This window comes from Rhizobium leucaenae USDA 9039, assembly GCF_000426285.1.
Classification (GTDB): Bacteria; Pseudomonadota; Alphaproteobacteria; order Rhizobiales; family Rhizobiaceae; genus Rhizobium; species Rhizobium leucaenae.
The window spans coordinates 17,919-33,515 of record NZ_AUFB01000041.1; the positions used below are offsets into that span (position 1 = coordinate 17,919).

The following is a 15,597-nucleotide window of genomic DNA, read 5'->3' on the forward strand; positions in this document are numbered from 1 at the left end:
TCGGTAACACCTCGATGCTGCCATCTCGAGCCCGAGAGTCGCGGTTCCGGTGCTTTTCCCAAAAGCCACACCCGGCGAAAAAATATCTTTGAGCGCTCTTTTGTAAATGCAGCGCCGGCGAGAGCTGCTATGCATTGTTCGCAAGCTTGAGGAGAACCACATGCCGAATCCGTTTGAGCAAATTCCCTTTGATGGCGCGGAGTTCGTGGACAATCCCGAACCGCGTTGTCCCTGCCTTTTATTGCTAGACGTTTCTGGTTCGATGCGGGGACGCCCGCTTAGGGAACTCAATGAAGGTCTCGTCCAGTTCAAAGACGAACTCTATGCGGACTCTCTCGCATCTAAGCGCGTTGAGATAGGCATAGTCTCCTTCGGCCCTGTGACCATCGTGAACGACTTTACAAGCATGCAAAACTGGATCGTCCCCGAGTTGGCCGCACAGGGAGATACGCCAATGGGCCATGCAATCGAGGAGGGCCTCCGGCTCCTGCGCGACCGGAAGAACTCCTATCGCCAAAACGGAATCTCATACTATCGCCCGTGGGTTTTCCTGATTACGGACGGAGCCCCAACAGACGCCTGGCAGAGTGCGGCGGCGCAGGTCAAGGCTGGAGAAGTTGAAAAGGCCTTCAGCTTTTTTGCTGTCGGCGTCGACGGTGCTAATTTCGAAACGCTTTCCCATATCTGCGTGCGCCAGCCTTTGGCGCTGAAGGAACTCAGGTTTCGAGATCTGTTCCAGTGGCTTTCCAGCTCTCTAAGCTCGGTCTCGCAATCCAATCCCGGTGACGCCGTTCCTCTCTCTAATCCTGCAACGCCAGACGGATGGGCCTCAATCGCATGACCGACGGCTGGCGATGGGCTGCGGCCCGTGCTCGTGGCACCTCCCATGTGAAGACGGGTTTGCCATGTCAGGATTTTGCATTGAGTGAGACTTTAGCCAGCGTCGATGAAACCGTTATGGCAGTGATCGTTTCAGATGGTGCGGGAAGCGCAAAACTGGCGCAGATTGGTTCCAAATCAGTCTGCATTGGTCTGCTTCGGCTCATCCGCGGATATCTCGCAAATCACTCCCTCTCCCAGCTTCGTGAAGAAATGGTCTGGGACTGGATAGACGATATCCGCGAATACATCAGCGCGAAGGCTAGTCGCTCTGGAACACAGCGACGCGATTTCGCGGCCACAAGCGTTGCTGCTCTCATGTCTGAAAACGGTACTGTGATCTTTCACATCGGCGATGGCGCGGCTGTCGTACGCTACGAAGGAGACGAAGCCTGGGATGTGCCGTCGTGGCCGTATCAAGGCGAATATGCATCGACAACCACCTTCATCACCGATGATCCCCAACCGCATCTCACTTTCGTTCGAAATGACCGTCGTGTCGATCGATTTGCAGTCTTCTCCGACGGCATCGAACGTCTAGTCCTCAATAGCGCAAATCGTTCGGCTCATGAGCCATTTTTCAATCGGATGGTGACGCCGCTGGCTCTTTCGGAGGAAGCCGGCAGGAACCTTCCTCTGTCGATGGCGCTGCGAGAATATCTTGAAAGCCCATCCGTTTGCGAAAGAACCGATGACGACAAGACGCTCGTACTCGGTGTGCGCAAATGAGCACTATCGTATTCGGATCGGATGGGAGGAAGCTGACGCTTGGCGGGATGCTAGGAAAAGGCGGCGAAGGCGCGGTCTATCACGTCCACGAGGCGGGCGATTTGGCGGTGAAGATTTATAATCCCGGCAGGGCCTTCGAGAGGAAAGCAAAAATCCTTGCCATGACGTCGGCCGCACTCCACAAGACAACCGACATCGTCGCCTTCCCGATCGACACTGTCAGTGACAAGAGCGGAATGTTCATGGGGTTTTCCATGAAGAAGGTCGCAGGTTTTAAGAATATCCATGAACTCTATGGGCCTGGCAGCAGGCGGACGGAATTTCCTTCTGCCGACGCCCGGTTCCTGGTGCGCAGCGCGTTCAATCTTGCGAACGCGTTTGCTGCAATCCACAGCACGGGCTGCGTGGTCGGCGACGTAAACCACTCCGGCATCCTCGTTTCAAACCAGGCTATGGTAACTCTGATCGACAGCGACTCCTTTCAGTTCAATAAGGGGCCAGAAGTCTATCGCTGCACCGTAGGCGTGCCGGATTACACGCCGCCTGAGCTGAGAGGCGCGGACTTCGAAAAAGTGGTTCGGATGGCGAACCACGACAACTTTGGTCTAGCCGTCCTCATCTTTCAGCTGCTTTTTCTTGGGAGACATCCGTTTGCTGGGAAGCATCTCGGTCTTGGCGACATAGACATCCCGACCGCTGTAGGCGACCACCGTTTCGCCTATAGCGCACGCAGGGCTGAGACGCGCATGGAACCTCCGCCGCTAACACCAGCGCTGGGTGACTTTGGCAAGGAGGTTTCCGACGCATTCGAATCCGCTTTCGGAAAGAGTGGTGATCTTCCGGGCGGTCGACCGAATGCGACCTCGTGGGTCCAAATCCTCGGCAAGCTCGAGAAGGGTTTGCTGGAGTGCTCTGCTGACAAATCGCATGCGTATTTTCGGAGCTCGTCGTGTCCCTGGTGCCGCCTCGAGAAATCGATGGGCAGGAGCCTCTTCGCCGCGAAGATTTCAAGCACTGTTTCCACACTGAACATCGGTGACCTCATTGCTCTGATCAACCGTCCCGCTCCACCAAACCAACCCCCAGCACCTGAAAGCATCATTGCGGTTCCGTCTCTCACCCGCAGCCCTGTGGCGGTATCCTTCTCACGTGGAAAGCAGCTGGCGTTTTTCGCCTCGGTTGCGGGACTGCTGATAGGTATTTTCCTTGCAAACCAGTTGAATGGCTTCTGGGGTGCAGCTCTGGTTATCGCATCAATCACAATGATGATCCGATCCCGCCGTCCTGCGGAAGAATTTAGGGTCGAACTGCAGGCGGCTACCGCAGCATGGGAGGAGAAGAAGAAAATTTGGGAAGAGCACGCCGGGCCTGCCGTGTTCCTGAAACGAAAAAGCCACTATCTGTCCCTGGCCTCGGCTCATGGCAAACTTCCGGAACAGGAACGCGAACGTCTCGCCGAGCTCGAGCGAAAGAAAAGAGACCTTCAATTCAGGAGCCACATGCAGGGGCACTTGATCTCCCGCGCAAAAATCGCTGGCATTGGACAGAGCAGGACGGTAACGCTCTCGTCGTTTGGTTTTGACAGCGCGTGGGATGTGAAGACTCGCTCGGTTTTAGCCGTTCCCGGCATTGGTCCCAAAAAAGCCGACGCCCTTGCGAGTTGGTCGTCGTCTGTTGAAAAGAAATTTGTATTCAATAGTCACATTGCCACCGATCCGCAGGCTATCAATGAGGTCAAAACGGACATAGCGCGTCAGAGGGCTGACCTGGAAGGAGAGCTGAGGCGTGCTCCGGATGAGCTCAAGGAACTTCTGGATACTGCCTCCGAACTGCGAAGGAACCCGCCCCCGCAATTGGTTGAAGCGTATGTGCGGCTTAAGCAAGTCCAAATGGATATAGGGTAACGGTGACGCGCGTGGCCGGAGCATACCGAGACTTCTGGGTAATGCTGGCGATGATCGGGGGCGCTGTCTTCGCAGCGAATACGACGTCAAAGCCGGGAACGGCGTCTCACGCCCCTGTTTCGTCACTTATTCCCTCGCGCAATCAGATCGTGACAGCGCCGGTTACTACCCCAACACGCGCTCAGGAAAAAGCGCTTCCTGCGTCTCAAACTTCGGTGGTAACCGCGACTCCTGCAAGTGCAGAGCCGTCGCCCACATCTTCCAGTACAGCGAATGCGACATCCGTTTCGGAAGCGGCTCCGTCTTTCTCCGCACCTACGCCTCAAAGCACCGAGGCGAGCCCTGGGCTTCCGATCACGCAGCCAACGAGCGGCGCCCCTGAACCTGATCCGTACGTCTTCGATGGATTGATCGCGTCCATCGAGAAATCGGAGGCGACCACCATCGCGCCTGCGGTCGATCCTTTCGATAAGGCCACCCCGCCCCCTGCCGCGAGGTTCGCTTACATTCGGCTACCTCTTGAACTCAGAGACGGCCCTGGTCCTAAGTACATCGTTGTCGGCAGTCTTGGGCAGAACGCCCTTGTATCTCTTATGGAGCAAGAAGCGGGTTGGACCCACGTTAGCGCCGGCGACGCCATTGGCTGGGTGCCTCCTGGGATGATTTCCTCCAGTCCCGTGCTTTCTGTTGCTCGCAAACCGACTCCTGCAGCACGGTCAGTCGAAACTCCACGCCGCGAGGGCGGCCGCTAGTTGATCACGGGCTGGCGCACTGCCTCCAGCCCAATCCCCGCTGATCACACCATCCAGAGCTATTCAAATCGGCCTCCAGGATCGAGCGCGATTTGCATACTTCCGCGTCGACAGCGTTCCCAATCGAGCAGGCGGTAGCGTCGAGAATCCAACGGCGGATGATACGATCGGGGCCGGCGACTGCTTTGTCGGTCTCAATGACCCTGCCCGTCTCACTGACTATCCTTCGACTAACCGGGTCCCAAGTCAGCGCCAGGTTGACTGCGCCTGAAGCACCCTTTTTTCTGGTTGCACTGAAGGCGTACCAGTCGACAACGCCGAAGACTGAACACTTGTCTGCACAAAGCGCATGAACTGAACCCGGCCGCGCTGTGTAGATTCTTGTCGGCCATCGGTCCACGAAAGCGCTCTTCTCCTTAAGCACATCTTCTCGCGAAAGGTCTTTTCCGTAATACTGGATGCGGTCGGCATAGACGTTGCGAAGAAAGGCTACCGCCTCGCTGCTCGAGCCCGACCATACCCGCTGGAACTCATTGAACACTTCCACTGCCCCTGCTTGATCGGTGGGCTGAATATCCTGCACTTCATCTGCCGAAGCGCTTTCTTCATTGAGCTGGGCCGTTACCAGCTGATAGCCCGCCATATCGACAAGATTCAATTCTTTCGATTGCCCCAGCGGCATTGACAACGCTGCGTCCAGAAGCGAAGCGCTGACACCCATCGTGCCGAGGTAGTCTTTGAGGGCTGCTGACACTGAGGGATTGAGACGACCGTCAGATTCCGCAGATGTCGCAAACGTCTCTACAGATATGCCTATGCTCTCATCTTCGGCATAACGACTAAGGCCACCCATAAAAGCCAAAAGGCAGGTTTCGAGACAAGGGGAGCCTTTTGTCTGGAGCGTCGGAAGGCCGGTCTTGCGGATTGCCTTCCCGAAAGCCATCGCGATTGATCGATCGCCACCCGCCGAATTAAACGCGATGTATTTGGCCGGGCTTGCAGCAAGTTCTAAGGCGATGTGTTGAGGATCATCGCCAGTCTCGAAGCTGCCCTCAACAAGAAGGATCGTGGTCCCATTCGTCGTGGAGAGATGACGGTAAGAGACCGCAGCAGTCGCGGCGCCCATCGAAACCGAAACAGACAAAACAATTGTGATAATCGTATAAAGGAAACGCCGTTTCATTCGCATGGCGGTTTAGTTCGTCGCGATCCCCAGGGCCGACAGGACCTGCGGAGTTATGGTGCCGGTGACTTTGAGACCGTACGCGTCCTGCATTTTACTGAGCCCGCCCTTCGTGGCGGCATCGACTTGACCTGTTATCGGGCCGCCGAAATAACCAAATGCGATCAGAGCGGTCTGGACCTGTATGACGATACGGCGAAATTTGTCCGAGTTGCCTGGCAACGTCTTCAGTGGCACTGGCTGCGCGCTCGTCGAAGAGGATTGCGTCGAATAGGTGCCAGTTGACGTCGTCGCCGGTAAGTTTGGAGTGGTTGGGAGACTTCTGATGACCGGCCCCGGGTTGGGCTGATAGCGCGGTGTCGGATCGGGGGATGGATAAGCAGTGTCATAATCGCCCCGTGGGACGTAGCCACCTCCAGCTGAGGATGCGTGGCTTGCGTGACTGGCATGGCTTGCGTGGCTCGAATGCGAGCTATGGCCGGCAAGGGTGTAGACCTGCTTGACCCGCAACCGTTCGAACAAGGTGGCGGCCGGCTTCTTTTCGGTAAGGCCGATGATCGGCGCAGCATCACCTTTCGATGGCATGAAACCGGCCGCGATCAACGACGGCACCAGGTAGATCTTGCGCTTCTTCATTGTGGTGAGAGTCCCCCAAACCCCTGATCAGCTTTATACCATTCAAAAAATCCACCACAAGTAGAGCGCAGCGAACATCCGCTGCACTGTTCCAAAAATTTGTTCTTCCAATCTGAAATCGTGCCTGGTGCCAGATGTCGGTACCCTGGAGGGACACTGCAAAGAGGGAAATTATAGAGCAGCGTTTGAATACCGCGCCCAATCGCGAGGTTGATGGCTGTGCGGAGTCGGCCGAAATCCAGCGACGTATCCTTGAACGAATGGGCCCAGTTCATTCTGCCGTAGCCAATATTTTCCAGTTGCATGATCGCCCATACGTCAATGAACGGAAGCCGGGTCGAGACATAGTTCGCAAGCTGTGGCAACACATCCCAGTTCTGCTGGAGGACAACCGTACGAAGCTCGACCGCTGCCCCCGCCCTCATCAGCGCCGTCAAGTTCAACGACAGCGTTTCAAAGGCTCCGGATTTTCCAACAATGCTGTCGTGAAGTCCCGCATAAGGCGCATAGAGCGGAATGCCCCATAGCACGCGATCACGTCCGATCTCATCCATCACGGTGCTGTCGCCCGGTTCGAAAAACTGGCCGTTGGTCAGAACATGAAATGAGATATCCGGCCGGGCTTTCACGGCTGCTAGAAGAAACTGAAACAGCCTTCCTTTGTGCAGCAGCGGTTCGCCGCCAGATATGGTGATCCGAGCGTTTTCCGGCGCTAAGGTGGCGGCGACTGTGAACTGGTCGAAGAGGTCGGCGTGATATTTCTTTGGAGGCTGCGAGCACATGACGCAGAGCTGGTCGCATTGCTCGGTGACCAAGAAGGTGTTGTGTCTCGACCGGGATCGCACCAATCGATGCGCTGACTTTCGCCCAGGAACTAGAAGCAGGACGTCACCGTCAAGATCGGTTTCGGGACCGCAGTGGACGCGAAGCGAGTAACCCGCGAGATCGAAGGTTTGACTTTCCTGATCTCTGTCGATCAGGAGTGCATCATATTCACTGTCCACCGCGTGCGAGCGCAAGCGAACGATACTTGGATTGTCGATCGGGACGTCATCGATCTTGAGCCGCAAATCGATCATGTGTGTACCGGCGCCAGTGACGGATCGAATTCCGGAATTCCGGCCCAGAACGCAAGGCTCTTTTGGACTTTCTCGTCAGCCGAATAGAGCAGCTCGAAGATCTTGTCGAAGATTGCGGTATGACGGCGACAGAAGGCTGTGTCGGCCTTCGGTAGATCGATGCGCCCATAACGGGATAGATCGTCAACAACGTCCGCACCACACGCGGCTTGGTATGGACAATGGATGCAGTCGGGATGGAATGAATTGGAAGACTCTTGGTTCAGCACGTCTAGCTTGGACTGGTCGATGCCGTCACAAAGATTGCCAATGCTAAGATCGACCTGTCCAACCCGCGTGACCATCCTGGCTTCATCCGTCGGATAGAAGGTGCCATCGTAGTCAATAACGATGTAGTCTCGGCCGAGAATATTCGGATTACGAAGGTCGACGTGCTGATTGTGGCCGCCACGCAGAACCCGCCGCAGGCAGTGTGTGAAATAGAACTCCTCAACCGGCTGCCCGGCGGTCCAATTGTCCTCGATCAGAGCGTCGATAAAATCGGCATGGTAGGCATTCCATTTGTCTTCGAGACCGGTGGTCTGAAACCGTTTTCTGGCAAAACCCTGATGATTAACTGGTCGAAGGAAAATTGACCGAAATCCGAACCGGCCAAATGTATCAATGATCTCGGAAACGCTCGGCAACTGGTTGATGTCTAGCGTCGGGAGAGCCGAGACCTTTCCCTGCCCCAAGCGCTCGATGGCATAGCTGAGGTTCGATACGAATTGCTGCGTGTCTTTGGCGTTTACGGTTCGTTGCCGCTCATGCGTCGAAAATTCGCCATCAAGTGACGTACTCACGAAGACGTCCGAAGCATCCAGGAAATCCCAAGCTTCTTCCGATACTGATTGCAGATTGGTGCATACCGTAAAGAAAACTTCTTGGAACTTGCGGCGAGCGAAATCACGAACCTTCTCCAATAGGTCTAATCGGAGCAGTGGCTCGCCACCCTGGAATTCGATTTTGACGCTCGCGGACGTCATGGCATCGAGAAATCGGAGAACGCGCTCAAGCGTCTCATCCGTCCAATCAAAGCCCGGAGTGCTCTCGTTCACCCGAGACACCTGGCAATAGGCACATGCCAAATTGCAACGGAGGGTCGGAACGAGAATGACGTAATTCAGCTCTTGAGGACGGTGCAACCGTTGGGCCCACCGGTAGGCAAATCCCATATAGGCTGGATCGTCGATCTCATTGAACGCATGACCATTTGCTTCAAGAAAGCCCCTATCCAGTGCCGTCAGCTTTCCGGTCGCATAGCGATTGAGAAAGTGAGCGTCGGCTTTGAAGTAACCGCCCGCATCATCCGCAAAAAGATAGCCGGCGCCGAACGGTTTGAACTTAAGGGGAAATACGGTCATCGCCCGAGGACACCGTCGACCAGGGCACGCCTGAGCGGAAGCGTCTCGGCATAAATTTTCTCGCGATACAGACAGTGGTGGAACTCTCGAACGAGCAGATCACTCGGCGCTGCGCCGTTATCCAACAGGCTGATGGTTTGCGATATTTCGATTTCTGTATCTGGATGCGACGCACTAAACCGAACGATAGCCACTGCGAGATATGGACGGAATGTCGGATCGAGCTCGATCGCACTGCGGCGAGTTTTCTCTGGGGACGAGGTGTGAGAGTTTTGCGGTTTCACGTCAGTGCAGCCTCCCCATTCCGTACGATTGAGATTGTAGCCATGCTGGCATCCAAACACCAGACGGTTGCACTGAATTTTCTCTTTCGAGCCCCGCGCACGACGTCCCAAACCAAGTATCCATTCGACTGGGTTTTCAATTACCACATTTATTCCAGTGAGTGCTTTCGTGATTTGCCCTCTTGCCGTAGCAGGAAGCGCTCGTGATTCCTTGTCTGGCACCGAATCGCAGAGGAGCCAGGGAGGCGTGGTTTGATAGCGACCTTGCCGGTCACGGCGGGCAACACTTTGCCGATGTGAATCCTTTTCGTTCCAATATTCGAAATGCCGTTGACGTCTCACAAAGGAAGGGCCGCCTCGAAGGGGCTATTGGCGGCCCAAAGGTGACTGCTCGTGCAGCCACTTTGGCGAATGAAAGGAAAATTCGCCTAAGCCATAGTAGAATTTCAATTTTGATATTGCAACGGTCACTTTGAAATAGCTGTAGCACGAAGCTCTACCACTGATTGATTTACCATACCTATTTGCCGATGCGAACCGATGTCTTGCAAACAGCTGAAGTCGAGCTGGGGGATGATGGGAGACGCCGGCGCTTTTTGCAAACCACGCTGAGCTGCGGCGACAGCCTTCGGGCCAGCGGCCAAGGCCTCCCACAGCCGAATTGGAACCGCGCATAACCTCGGCGACGCGATGCACGGCAATTTCTTGATCTTGGGTCATCATGTTTATGGTTCCTGCCTTGGGCGTTTTCAAAGCTTCCAGTTCCTTTAGGTATCGATCCACTTGATTTCGGCCGGGCACTCAGCCAGCCCGTGGAGCAGCCAAATGCGACCGAAAGCGAGTGGCTCTGTGCAACCGTTCCCTTGATTTCTGAGGACATAGCGGTGAAGCGCAAGCCATCACAGATAGCTGTAAACATCGCCTCACGCGGCAAGGATGAGGAAAGCGTTTTCCATTTATTTTGCCACAAGGTGATCAGCGGAACTGCAAAACCAAATGTTGCAATCGCAAAGGCAGAGAGGGGCCTCGCTGAGGCAACGACGATCCCTCCCAGTGCGGGACCGACACTGCGAACAGTATTGAACCCGACAGAAATAAGCGTGACTGCACCCGGCAGGTGGGGCCGTTCGACGATATCCCCGACCGATGCCTGCCAGGCGGGATCGTGGAGAGCAATGCCGCAGCCAGCCTGAAAACTGAAACCGAGAATGATCCACGGATCAGTTTCGTCGAAAGCAACGGAAAGCGTGAGCATGGCGGACGCGGTCATCATAAGGCTTCGGCCAATGATCATCACCTTACGTCGGCTAAAGTTGTCAGCGATCGCCCCGACGAAAATGGCCAGAATGAATGCAGGTGACGTTGAAGACGCCTGGACCAATGCGACCATCACATCCGAGGTCGAAAGGGTCGCCATCAGCCAACTGATCGCAACCGCTTACATTAGCCGGCCGAGACTGGAGAACTGATTGGCGGGCCAGATGGCGCGAAACGTAGGATTTGTTCAGCGGCGCCGACAACGTTGATGAAGCAGGAAACCTGCATTAATAGACAGGTTGACGCCCTTTGGCGGGAAGCTTTTTGACTAAGAGAGCGTCACTTTAGGAGTGACATGCCACGATCCCGGATTGAACGGCGGAGCCGATCCGAATTCGTTCCACCTTGGCGCCGATACAACACGAGGGCGCACCTCCTGCGGCCCTCATCCTCAGTCGGAAAACCCAAATGGCGCGTCCGTGCGCCGGTAGTGATCAGGCAAGATCTGTCGGCCGATTGGCGGTTCCGACCGGGATGTGCAGCTATCGCGTTGGCAAAGACGACAGGTAATGCCGATGGGCGTTGGCACAACGGACGTGTTGTCCTTATGATAGACCAGACGTTCGACGTGGCTGGCTTCGCAAACCAGCGCCACGGCCCGATCGACGCGCGGAAGTCCAAAGGCACCTCCCCCGGAACTTACGGTTCGAGCGATCGAAAAAAATAGTTGGCCATCCGGCAACTCTAGCCACTGCGTTACCACCGTCCTCGGCGTTGTAAAAACCTGGTGCAACGTCCAAAGGGGGCAACCACCGCCATGTCGTGCGAAGGGAAAATTTGCGCTGTCGAGGCGCTTGGACACGTTGCCTGCAGAATCCACACGGATAAAGAAGAAGGGGATCCGCTCTTGTCCGGGCTTCTGCAGTGTGGTCAGCCGATGTGCCGTCTGTTCGAAACTGGTGCCAAATTGACGCGAGAGCGCTTCGACATCATAGCGGCGCGCTTCAACCGCTTTGGCAAATTGCGTGTAGGGCATGACAACGGCTGCTGCAAAGTAGCCTGCGAGCGCCCGGTACGCTAATCGTCGCCCACTCTCTGTCGCAAGATTGCCTTCTTGAACGAACTTTTGAATATCGCCCTCGGATTCAAGATAGGCGAGTTGCTGTGCAAGTTGAAAGTTTTGGCTTGCCAGATCCAAGCAGTCGTCAAGTAGAACCTCATGCCTGTGTCGGTCCAGTCGGCGGACCGATCCTGACATGATCTCCGTTGGTAATCGTCTCACTCGAAGATTGTGACGTTGCATAAGATAGAATGGAAGCCCGCCAGCCTCCTTCACCGCCGCCGCCAACTTTTCTGCCGCAACATCAAGGCCAGGAAAGCAATTACGTCGAGCTGCGAGGAACCGTCGCACGCCCGCAACAGGATCTGCTCCTTCATCGATCCCTCCGTCGAGGGCGGCCTGTCGTTGATCGGCAAGAACAATCTGTTCCTCCTTGTACGAGGTGTAGAGCCGCAGCATCGCTTCTGCAAACCCCGGAAAGCTGCTGAGCACGTCTGCGACTTCGAGCGGTGATATCTCTATGCCACTGAATATTGGATCCTTCATGGTCGATTGTAGTCGCGCAAGGATTTCGGGCGTGCCGTCGTCGGCAAAGAGCGACATGTCGAGCTTGTAGATCTTCGCAAGTCGCAGAAGAATCTCGGCCGTAACTGGTCGCTGATTCCCCTCCATGAGCGCGACATAAGAAGGGGAGACATCGAGGTCAGATGCCATGTCGGCTTGAGTGAGGCCAAGATTTTTCCGCAAGCGTCGAAGTCGCGGACCGAGATAAACGCAGAGTTTTTCCATACACCGATTACAGCATTACAAAATATCCTTGTAAAGTTTGACAACATCACAAAGGCACCGGCTGAAAAGAAAACGGCGACCCGCTATTGCAGTGCACACAACTGGCCGACCCTTGGAGGAGTAAATGTCGTATTCAGATAGTGTTGAAGGAGCCAAAACCTTGATTGTCGAAAACCACGCATGGTCCGGCCTCACTGCCGAAGCTGTCGCTCGCATGCGCCTTCAGAACAGATTCAGAACCGGTCTAGACATTGCGCGCTATACCGCTGCGATCATGCGTCGGGACATGGGCGCCTATGATCAAGACCCGAGCAAATATACGCAGTCGCTCGGATGCTGGCATGGGTTTATTGCCCAACAGAAAGTCATCTCGCTGAAAAAGCACTTCGGCACGACGGAACGCCGTTACATCTATCTCTCAGGTTGGATGGTTACGGCACTGCGGTCGCAGTTCGGTCCGCTCCCCGACCAGTCCATGCATGAAAAAACGAGCGTGCCGGCCCTTGTCGAGGAGATCTACACCTTCTTGCGCCAGGCAGATTCACGCGAACTCGGCATGTTGTTCAGGGAAATCGACAAAGCCCGGGTGGAGGGTGACCGAGCGCGGGAACAGCAGCTGGTTCAGGCGGTCGACAATCATCAGACCCACGTCATTCCCATCATTGCTGATATTGATGCAGGTTTCGGAAATGCCGAAGCAACCTACCTGCTGGCGAAAAAGTTGATTGAAGCCGGCGCCTGCGCGCTGCAGATCGAGAACCAGGTCTCCGATGAAAAGCAGTGCGGCCATCAGGACGGAAAGGTGACCATTCCGCACGAGGAATTCGTCGCCAAGATCCGCGCATGCCGCTACGCGTTTCTCGAGCTCGGCATCGACGACGGCATCATCGTGGCTCGCACCGATTCACTCGGCGCAGGCCTTACCAAGCAGATCGCCTTCAGCGTCAGCGAAGGCGACATCGCCGACCTGTACAACGGCTTCCTGGATTGCGACGATGTCACCGGCCAGCCACCCTCCAACGGCGACGTGTTGATCACGCGCGGCTCGAAGCTCTTGCGGCCGAAGCGGCTGCGTTCCAACCTTTATCAGTTTCGTGAAGGCACAGGCGCCGACCGCTGCGTGATTGACTGCATCAATGCGCTTAACAATGGCGCCGACTTGCTGTGGATCGAGACCGAAAAGCCTCATGTCGAACAGATCGCGAGCATGATGGACCGCATCCGGCAGGTGATCCCCAATGCCAAGCTGGTCTATAACAACTCGCCCTCTTTTAACTGGACGCTGAATTTCCGGCAGCAGGTTTTTGATGGTTGGCAGAGCGAAGGAAGGGACGTCTCTGGGTTCGACAGGGCCAAGCTGATGAGCGAACAATATGACGACAGCGATTTGGCGCGGGAAGCCGACGAAAAAATCAGGACCTTCCAGCATGACGCCTCCAAACGCGCCGGCATTTTCCATCACCTGATTACGCTGCCGACCTATCACACCACGGCGCTCTCGACGGACAATCTCGCCAAAGAATATTTCGGCGCGCAGGGCATGCTCGGTTACGTCGCCAACGTCCAGCGAAGGGAAATCCGCCAGGGCATTGCCTGCGCGAAGCACCAGAACATGGCTGGTTCTGACATTGGCGACGATCACAAAGAGTATTTTGCCGGCGAGGCGGCGCTTAAGGCCGGCGGAGCCAATAACACGATGAACCAGTTTGCGGCCTGATGCAGACCTACCTTGCAAGGGACCTGCAGCAGGCCTGCGTCCTTTACCTTACCGGAGGAAGTAATGTCGAACGACGAAGAGAAAAAGAAACCGATCTTGCTGGAGCGACCGCGGGCTGTCTTTTCGCAAGAGGACTTTGAGCTCATCCGGGTAGCTGTCGCCCACTATCTGCACGTGGTGAAAAACGAGCCAGTGGCAGTAAAATACTCAAACCTGCATCACCGGCTCGGCCGGATATCTTAAGATCGCAGCTCTTGTAATCGCGCGTCGCAATTGCGCTCGAAGAGTTTCGTTCCGAACCCTGAACCGCGCCGGGTTTGCCGGAGGCCGTTTGGTTTAAGTTATGCGGCCATGGCTGGCTCGTCCAGCATGGCATAGTAACGTTCTTCGGCTTCGGCAGGCGGAATGTTTCCTATGGGCTCCAGAAGACGCCGGTTGTTGAACCAATCCACCCATTCGAGTGTGGCGAACTCCACGGCTTCGAAATTGCGCCATGGTCCCCGCCGATGGATGACCTCGGCCTTGTAGAGGCCGTTGATCGTTTCGGCGAGAGCGTTGTCGTAACTGTCGCCGACGCTTCCAACGGAAGGCTCGATGCCTGCCTCCGCCAGCCGTTCGGAATACTTAATCGATACGTATTGAACACCCCTGTCGGAGTGGTGGATGAGCCCACCGCGATGGACTGGCCGCCGGTCATGGAGTGCCTGGTCCAGGGCATCGAGGACGAAACCCGCATGAGCGGTTCGGCTCGCCCGCCAGCCGACGATGCGGCGGGCGAACGCGTCGATCACGAAAGCGACGTAAACGAAGCCTTGCCAAGTGGCTACATACGTGAAATCGGAAAGCCACAACATGTTCGGCGCGGGAGCGCAGAACTGGCGGTTCACGCGGTCGAGCGGACATAGAGCGGCCTTGTCAGACACGGTCGTTTTGACGGGCTTTCCACGGATAATGCCCTGAAGACCCATCATTCTCATAAGCCGAGAAACAGTGCATCGAGCTATGTCGAAGCCTTCCCGCTGCAACTGCCGCCATACTTTCCGCACGCCGTAGACTTGGAAATTCTCATTGAACACTCGGCGTATCTCGACCTTCATGGCCGCGTCGCGACGAGCGCGGGCCGACAGGCGGTCCACGTCCGTGCGCTTGGCGATGGCGTCATAGTAAGTGGACGGGGCAATCGGCAGCAGCCTGCAGATCGGCTCGACCCCGAACTTTGAGCGGTGTTCGTCGATGAAGGAAATCATCGCTTCAGTGGGCGGTCGAGCTCCGCCTGGGCAAAATAAGCCGACGCCTTACGCAAAATCTCATTGGCCTGTCGAAGCTCGCGGTTCTCCCGCTCAAGGGCCTTCATCTTCTCGGCGACATCGCTTGGAAGGCCTGCTCGTTTGCCGCTGTCAACATCGGCTTTCTTCACCCACTCATGCAGCGTATGTGCCGAGCAGCCAATCTTGGCGGCTATGGATGAAACTGCCGCCCACCGGGATGGATGCTCGGCCTCATGGTCCAAAACCATGCGGATGGCTCGGTCACGAACTTCAGGTGAAAATTTGTTGGTCGTCTTGCTCATATCGGCTCCACTTTCTCACGAGTTGGAGCCTCCGGCAAACCCGGCGCGGTTCACCCCCTCTGCGGGAAGACAATTAGAACACAGATCAGTTCATTCGGCAGCTGTTAGTTCCCAGCTAGCGAGCCCTGAGGAAAAATATCATGGATAACAACAATGCTTGTGTCTTAGTCGACGGCCATAGTGCCGAATTGAAACTTCGATCAAGCACGATCGGTCCGAACGTCCTCGGCATTGGATCCCTCTACGAGCAGACGAAGATGTTCACCTATGATCCTGGCTTCACTTCGACTGCGTCGTGCGAGTCCAGCATCACCTTTATTGATGGCGACGAAGGCGTTCTGCTGCATCGCGGTTA

At 55.8% G+C, this 15,597-nt stretch carries 13 protein-coding genes, 1 pseudogene and 1 other annotated feature; of the genes and pseudogenes, 6 read left to right on the top strand and 8 right to left on the bottom strand.

What is annotated here, in order from left to right; all coding sequences use genetic code 11:
* The first annotated feature begins 160 nt into the window (after positions 1-160).
* The 3 genes from K290_RS0130335 to K290_RS0130345 are packed head-to-tail and all read left to right on the top strand — an operon-like array spanning position 161 to position 3,512.
* On the top strand, positions 161-841 hold the full coding sequence (locus tag K290_RS0130335) for a vWA domain-containing protein (RefSeq protein ID WP_004122927.1): 681 nt from the start codon (positions 161-163) through the stop codon (positions 839-841).
* The gene (locus K290_RS0130340) at positions 838-1,608 is read left to right on the top strand and encodes a PP2C family serine/threonine-protein phosphatase (protein WP_037136628.1); all 771 of its coding nucleotides are present in this window, start codon (positions 838-840) and stop codon (positions 1,606-1,608) included. Before K290_RS0130335 ends, K290_RS0130340 begins: the two co-directional genes overlap by 4 nt.
* Positions 1,605-3,512 (top strand): protein kinase domain-containing protein, encoded by a 1,908-nt coding sequence (locus K290_RS0130345; RefSeq protein ID WP_004122931.1) that lies wholly within the window; start codon positions 1,605-1,607, stop codon positions 3,510-3,512. The genes K290_RS0130340 and K290_RS0130345 overlap by 4 nt, the downstream gene beginning before the upstream one ends.
* Before the next feature lie 756 nt (positions 3,513-4,268).
* On the opposite strand, the gene K290_RS0130355 is transcribed toward K290_RS0130345, so the two are convergent.
* From K290_RS0130355 to K290_RS0130380, 7 genes are all read right to left on the bottom strand, one after another.
* Positions 4,269-5,447 carry a hypothetical protein gene (locus K290_RS0130355; RefSeq protein WP_240535488.1) on the bottom strand — a complete coding sequence of 393 codons (1,179 nt, stop codon included), beginning with the start codon at positions 5,445-5,447 and terminating at the stop codon, positions 4,269-4,271.
* Between the two features lie 12 nt (positions 5,448-5,459).
* Positions 5,460-6,083, bottom strand: coding sequence for a His-Xaa-Ser repeat protein HxsA (gene hxsA, locus K290_RS0130360; RefSeq protein WP_004122938.1), 624 nt, complete (start codon positions 6,081-6,083; stop codon positions 5,460-5,462).
* Positions 6,080-7,162 carry a His-Xaa-Ser system radical SAM maturase HxsC gene (gene hxsC / locus K290_RS0130365; RefSeq protein ID WP_004122943.1) on the bottom strand — a complete coding sequence of 361 codons (1,083 nt, stop codon included), beginning with the start codon at positions 7,160-7,162 and terminating at the stop codon, positions 6,080-6,082. The genes hxsA and hxsC overlap by 4 nt, the downstream gene beginning before the upstream one ends.
* Positions 7,159-8,565: a His-Xaa-Ser system radical SAM maturase HxsB gene (hxsB, locus tag K290_RS0130370; RefSeq protein WP_004122947.1), complete on the bottom strand. Its 1,407-nt coding sequence runs from the start codon at positions 8,563-8,565 to the stop codon at positions 7,159-7,161. The genes hxsC and hxsB overlap by 4 nt, the downstream gene beginning before the upstream one ends.
* Complete coding sequence (locus tag K290_RS36770) at positions 8,562-8,996, bottom strand: hypothetical protein (RefSeq protein ID WP_240535489.1); 435 nt, start codon at positions 8,994-8,996, stop codon at positions 8,562-8,564. Before K290_RS36770 ends, hxsB begins: the two co-directional genes overlap by 4 nt.
* Positions 8,997-9,369: 373 nt before the next feature.
* Positions 9,370-10,266, bottom strand: a complete 897-nt coding sequence (locus tag K290_RS36775; RefSeq protein ID WP_004122951.1) for an MFS transporter — start codon at positions 10,264-10,266, stop codon at positions 9,370-9,372.
* A 291-nt stretch (positions 10,267-10,557) separates the two neighbouring features.
* Positions 10,558-11,955: a helix-turn-helix domain-containing protein gene (locus K290_RS0130380; protein WP_004122953.1), complete on the bottom strand. Its 1,398-nt coding sequence runs from the start codon at positions 11,953-11,955 to the stop codon at positions 10,558-10,560.
* 124 nt (positions 11,956-12,079) lie between these two features.
* On the opposite strand from K290_RS0130380, the gene K290_RS0130385 reads away from it, so the two are divergent.
* On the top strand, positions 12,080-13,672 hold the full coding sequence (locus K290_RS0130385) for an isocitrate lyase (protein WP_004122955.1): 1,593 nt from the start codon (positions 12,080-12,082) through the stop codon (positions 13,670-13,672).
* Between the two features lie 63 nt (positions 13,673-13,735).
* Positions 13,736-13,915: a hypothetical protein gene (locus K290_RS0130390; RefSeq protein ID WP_015342020.1), complete on the top strand. Its 180-nt coding sequence runs from the start codon at positions 13,736-13,738 to the stop codon at positions 13,913-13,915.
* Between the two features lie 98 nt (positions 13,916-14,013).
* On the opposite strand, the gene K290_RS0130395 is transcribed toward K290_RS0130390, so the two are convergent.
* Positions 14,014-15,242 (bottom strand): IS3-like element ISRtr2 family transposase gene (locus K290_RS0130395; protein ID WP_076611960.1). Its coding sequence is split into 2 segments (ribosomal slippage): positions 14,014-14,954 and positions 14,954-15,242, totalling 1,230 coding nucleotides; the frame shifts between segments, so codons are not numbered across the junction.
* Positions 14,845-14,961: a sequence feature (AL1L pseudoknot), on the bottom strand. It overlaps the preceding gene by 117 nt.
* Before the next feature lie 140 nt (positions 15,243-15,382).
* Here K290_RS0130395 and gltA point away from each other — a divergent pair.
* Positions 15,383-15,597, top strand: a pseudogene (gene gltA, locus K290_RS35395) (citrate (Si)-synthase); the annotation flags it as partial.

Bases quoted from the DNA above. Each gene is read 5' to 3' on its own strand.
- K290_RS0130335 (WP_004122927.1), top strand. From the start codon at position 161: ATGCCGAATCCGTTTGAGCAAATTCCCTTTGATGGCGCGGAGTTCGTG.
- K290_RS0130340 (WP_037136628.1), top strand. From the start codon at position 838: ATGACCGACGGCTGGCGATGGGCTGCGGCCCGTGCTCGTGGCACCTCC.
- K290_RS0130345 (WP_004122931.1), top strand. From the start codon at position 1,605: ATGAGCACTATCGTATTCGGATCGGATGGGAGGAAGCTGACGCTTGGC.
- K290_RS0130355 (WP_240535488.1), bottom strand. From the start codon at position 5,447: ATGAAACGGCGTTTCCTTTATACGATTATCACAATTGTTTTGTCTGTT.
- hxsA (WP_004122938.1), bottom strand. From the start codon at position 6,083: ATGAAGAAGCGCAAGATCTACCTGGTGCCGTCGTTGATCGCGGCCGGT.
- hxsC (WP_004122943.1), bottom strand. From the start codon at position 7,162: ATGATCGATTTGCGGCTCAAGATCGATGACGTCCCGATCGACAATCCA.
- hxsB (WP_004122947.1), bottom strand. From the start codon at position 8,565: ATGACCGTATTTCCCCTTAAGTTCAAACCGTTCGGCGCCGGCTATCTT.
- K290_RS36775 (WP_004122951.1), bottom strand. From the start codon at position 10,266: ATGGCGACCCTTTCGACCTCGGATGTGATGGTCGCATTGGTCCAGGCG.
- K290_RS0130380 (WP_004122953.1), bottom strand. From the start codon at position 11,955: ATGGAAAAACTCTGCGTTTATCTCGGTCCGCGACTTCGACGCTTGCGG.
- K290_RS0130385 (WP_004122955.1), top strand. From the start codon at position 12,080: ATGTCGTATTCAGATAGTGTTGAAGGAGCCAAAACCTTGATTGTCGAA.
- K290_RS0130390 (WP_015342020.1), top strand. From the start codon at position 13,736: ATGTCGAACGACGAAGAGAAAAAGAAACCGATCTTGCTGGAGCGACCG.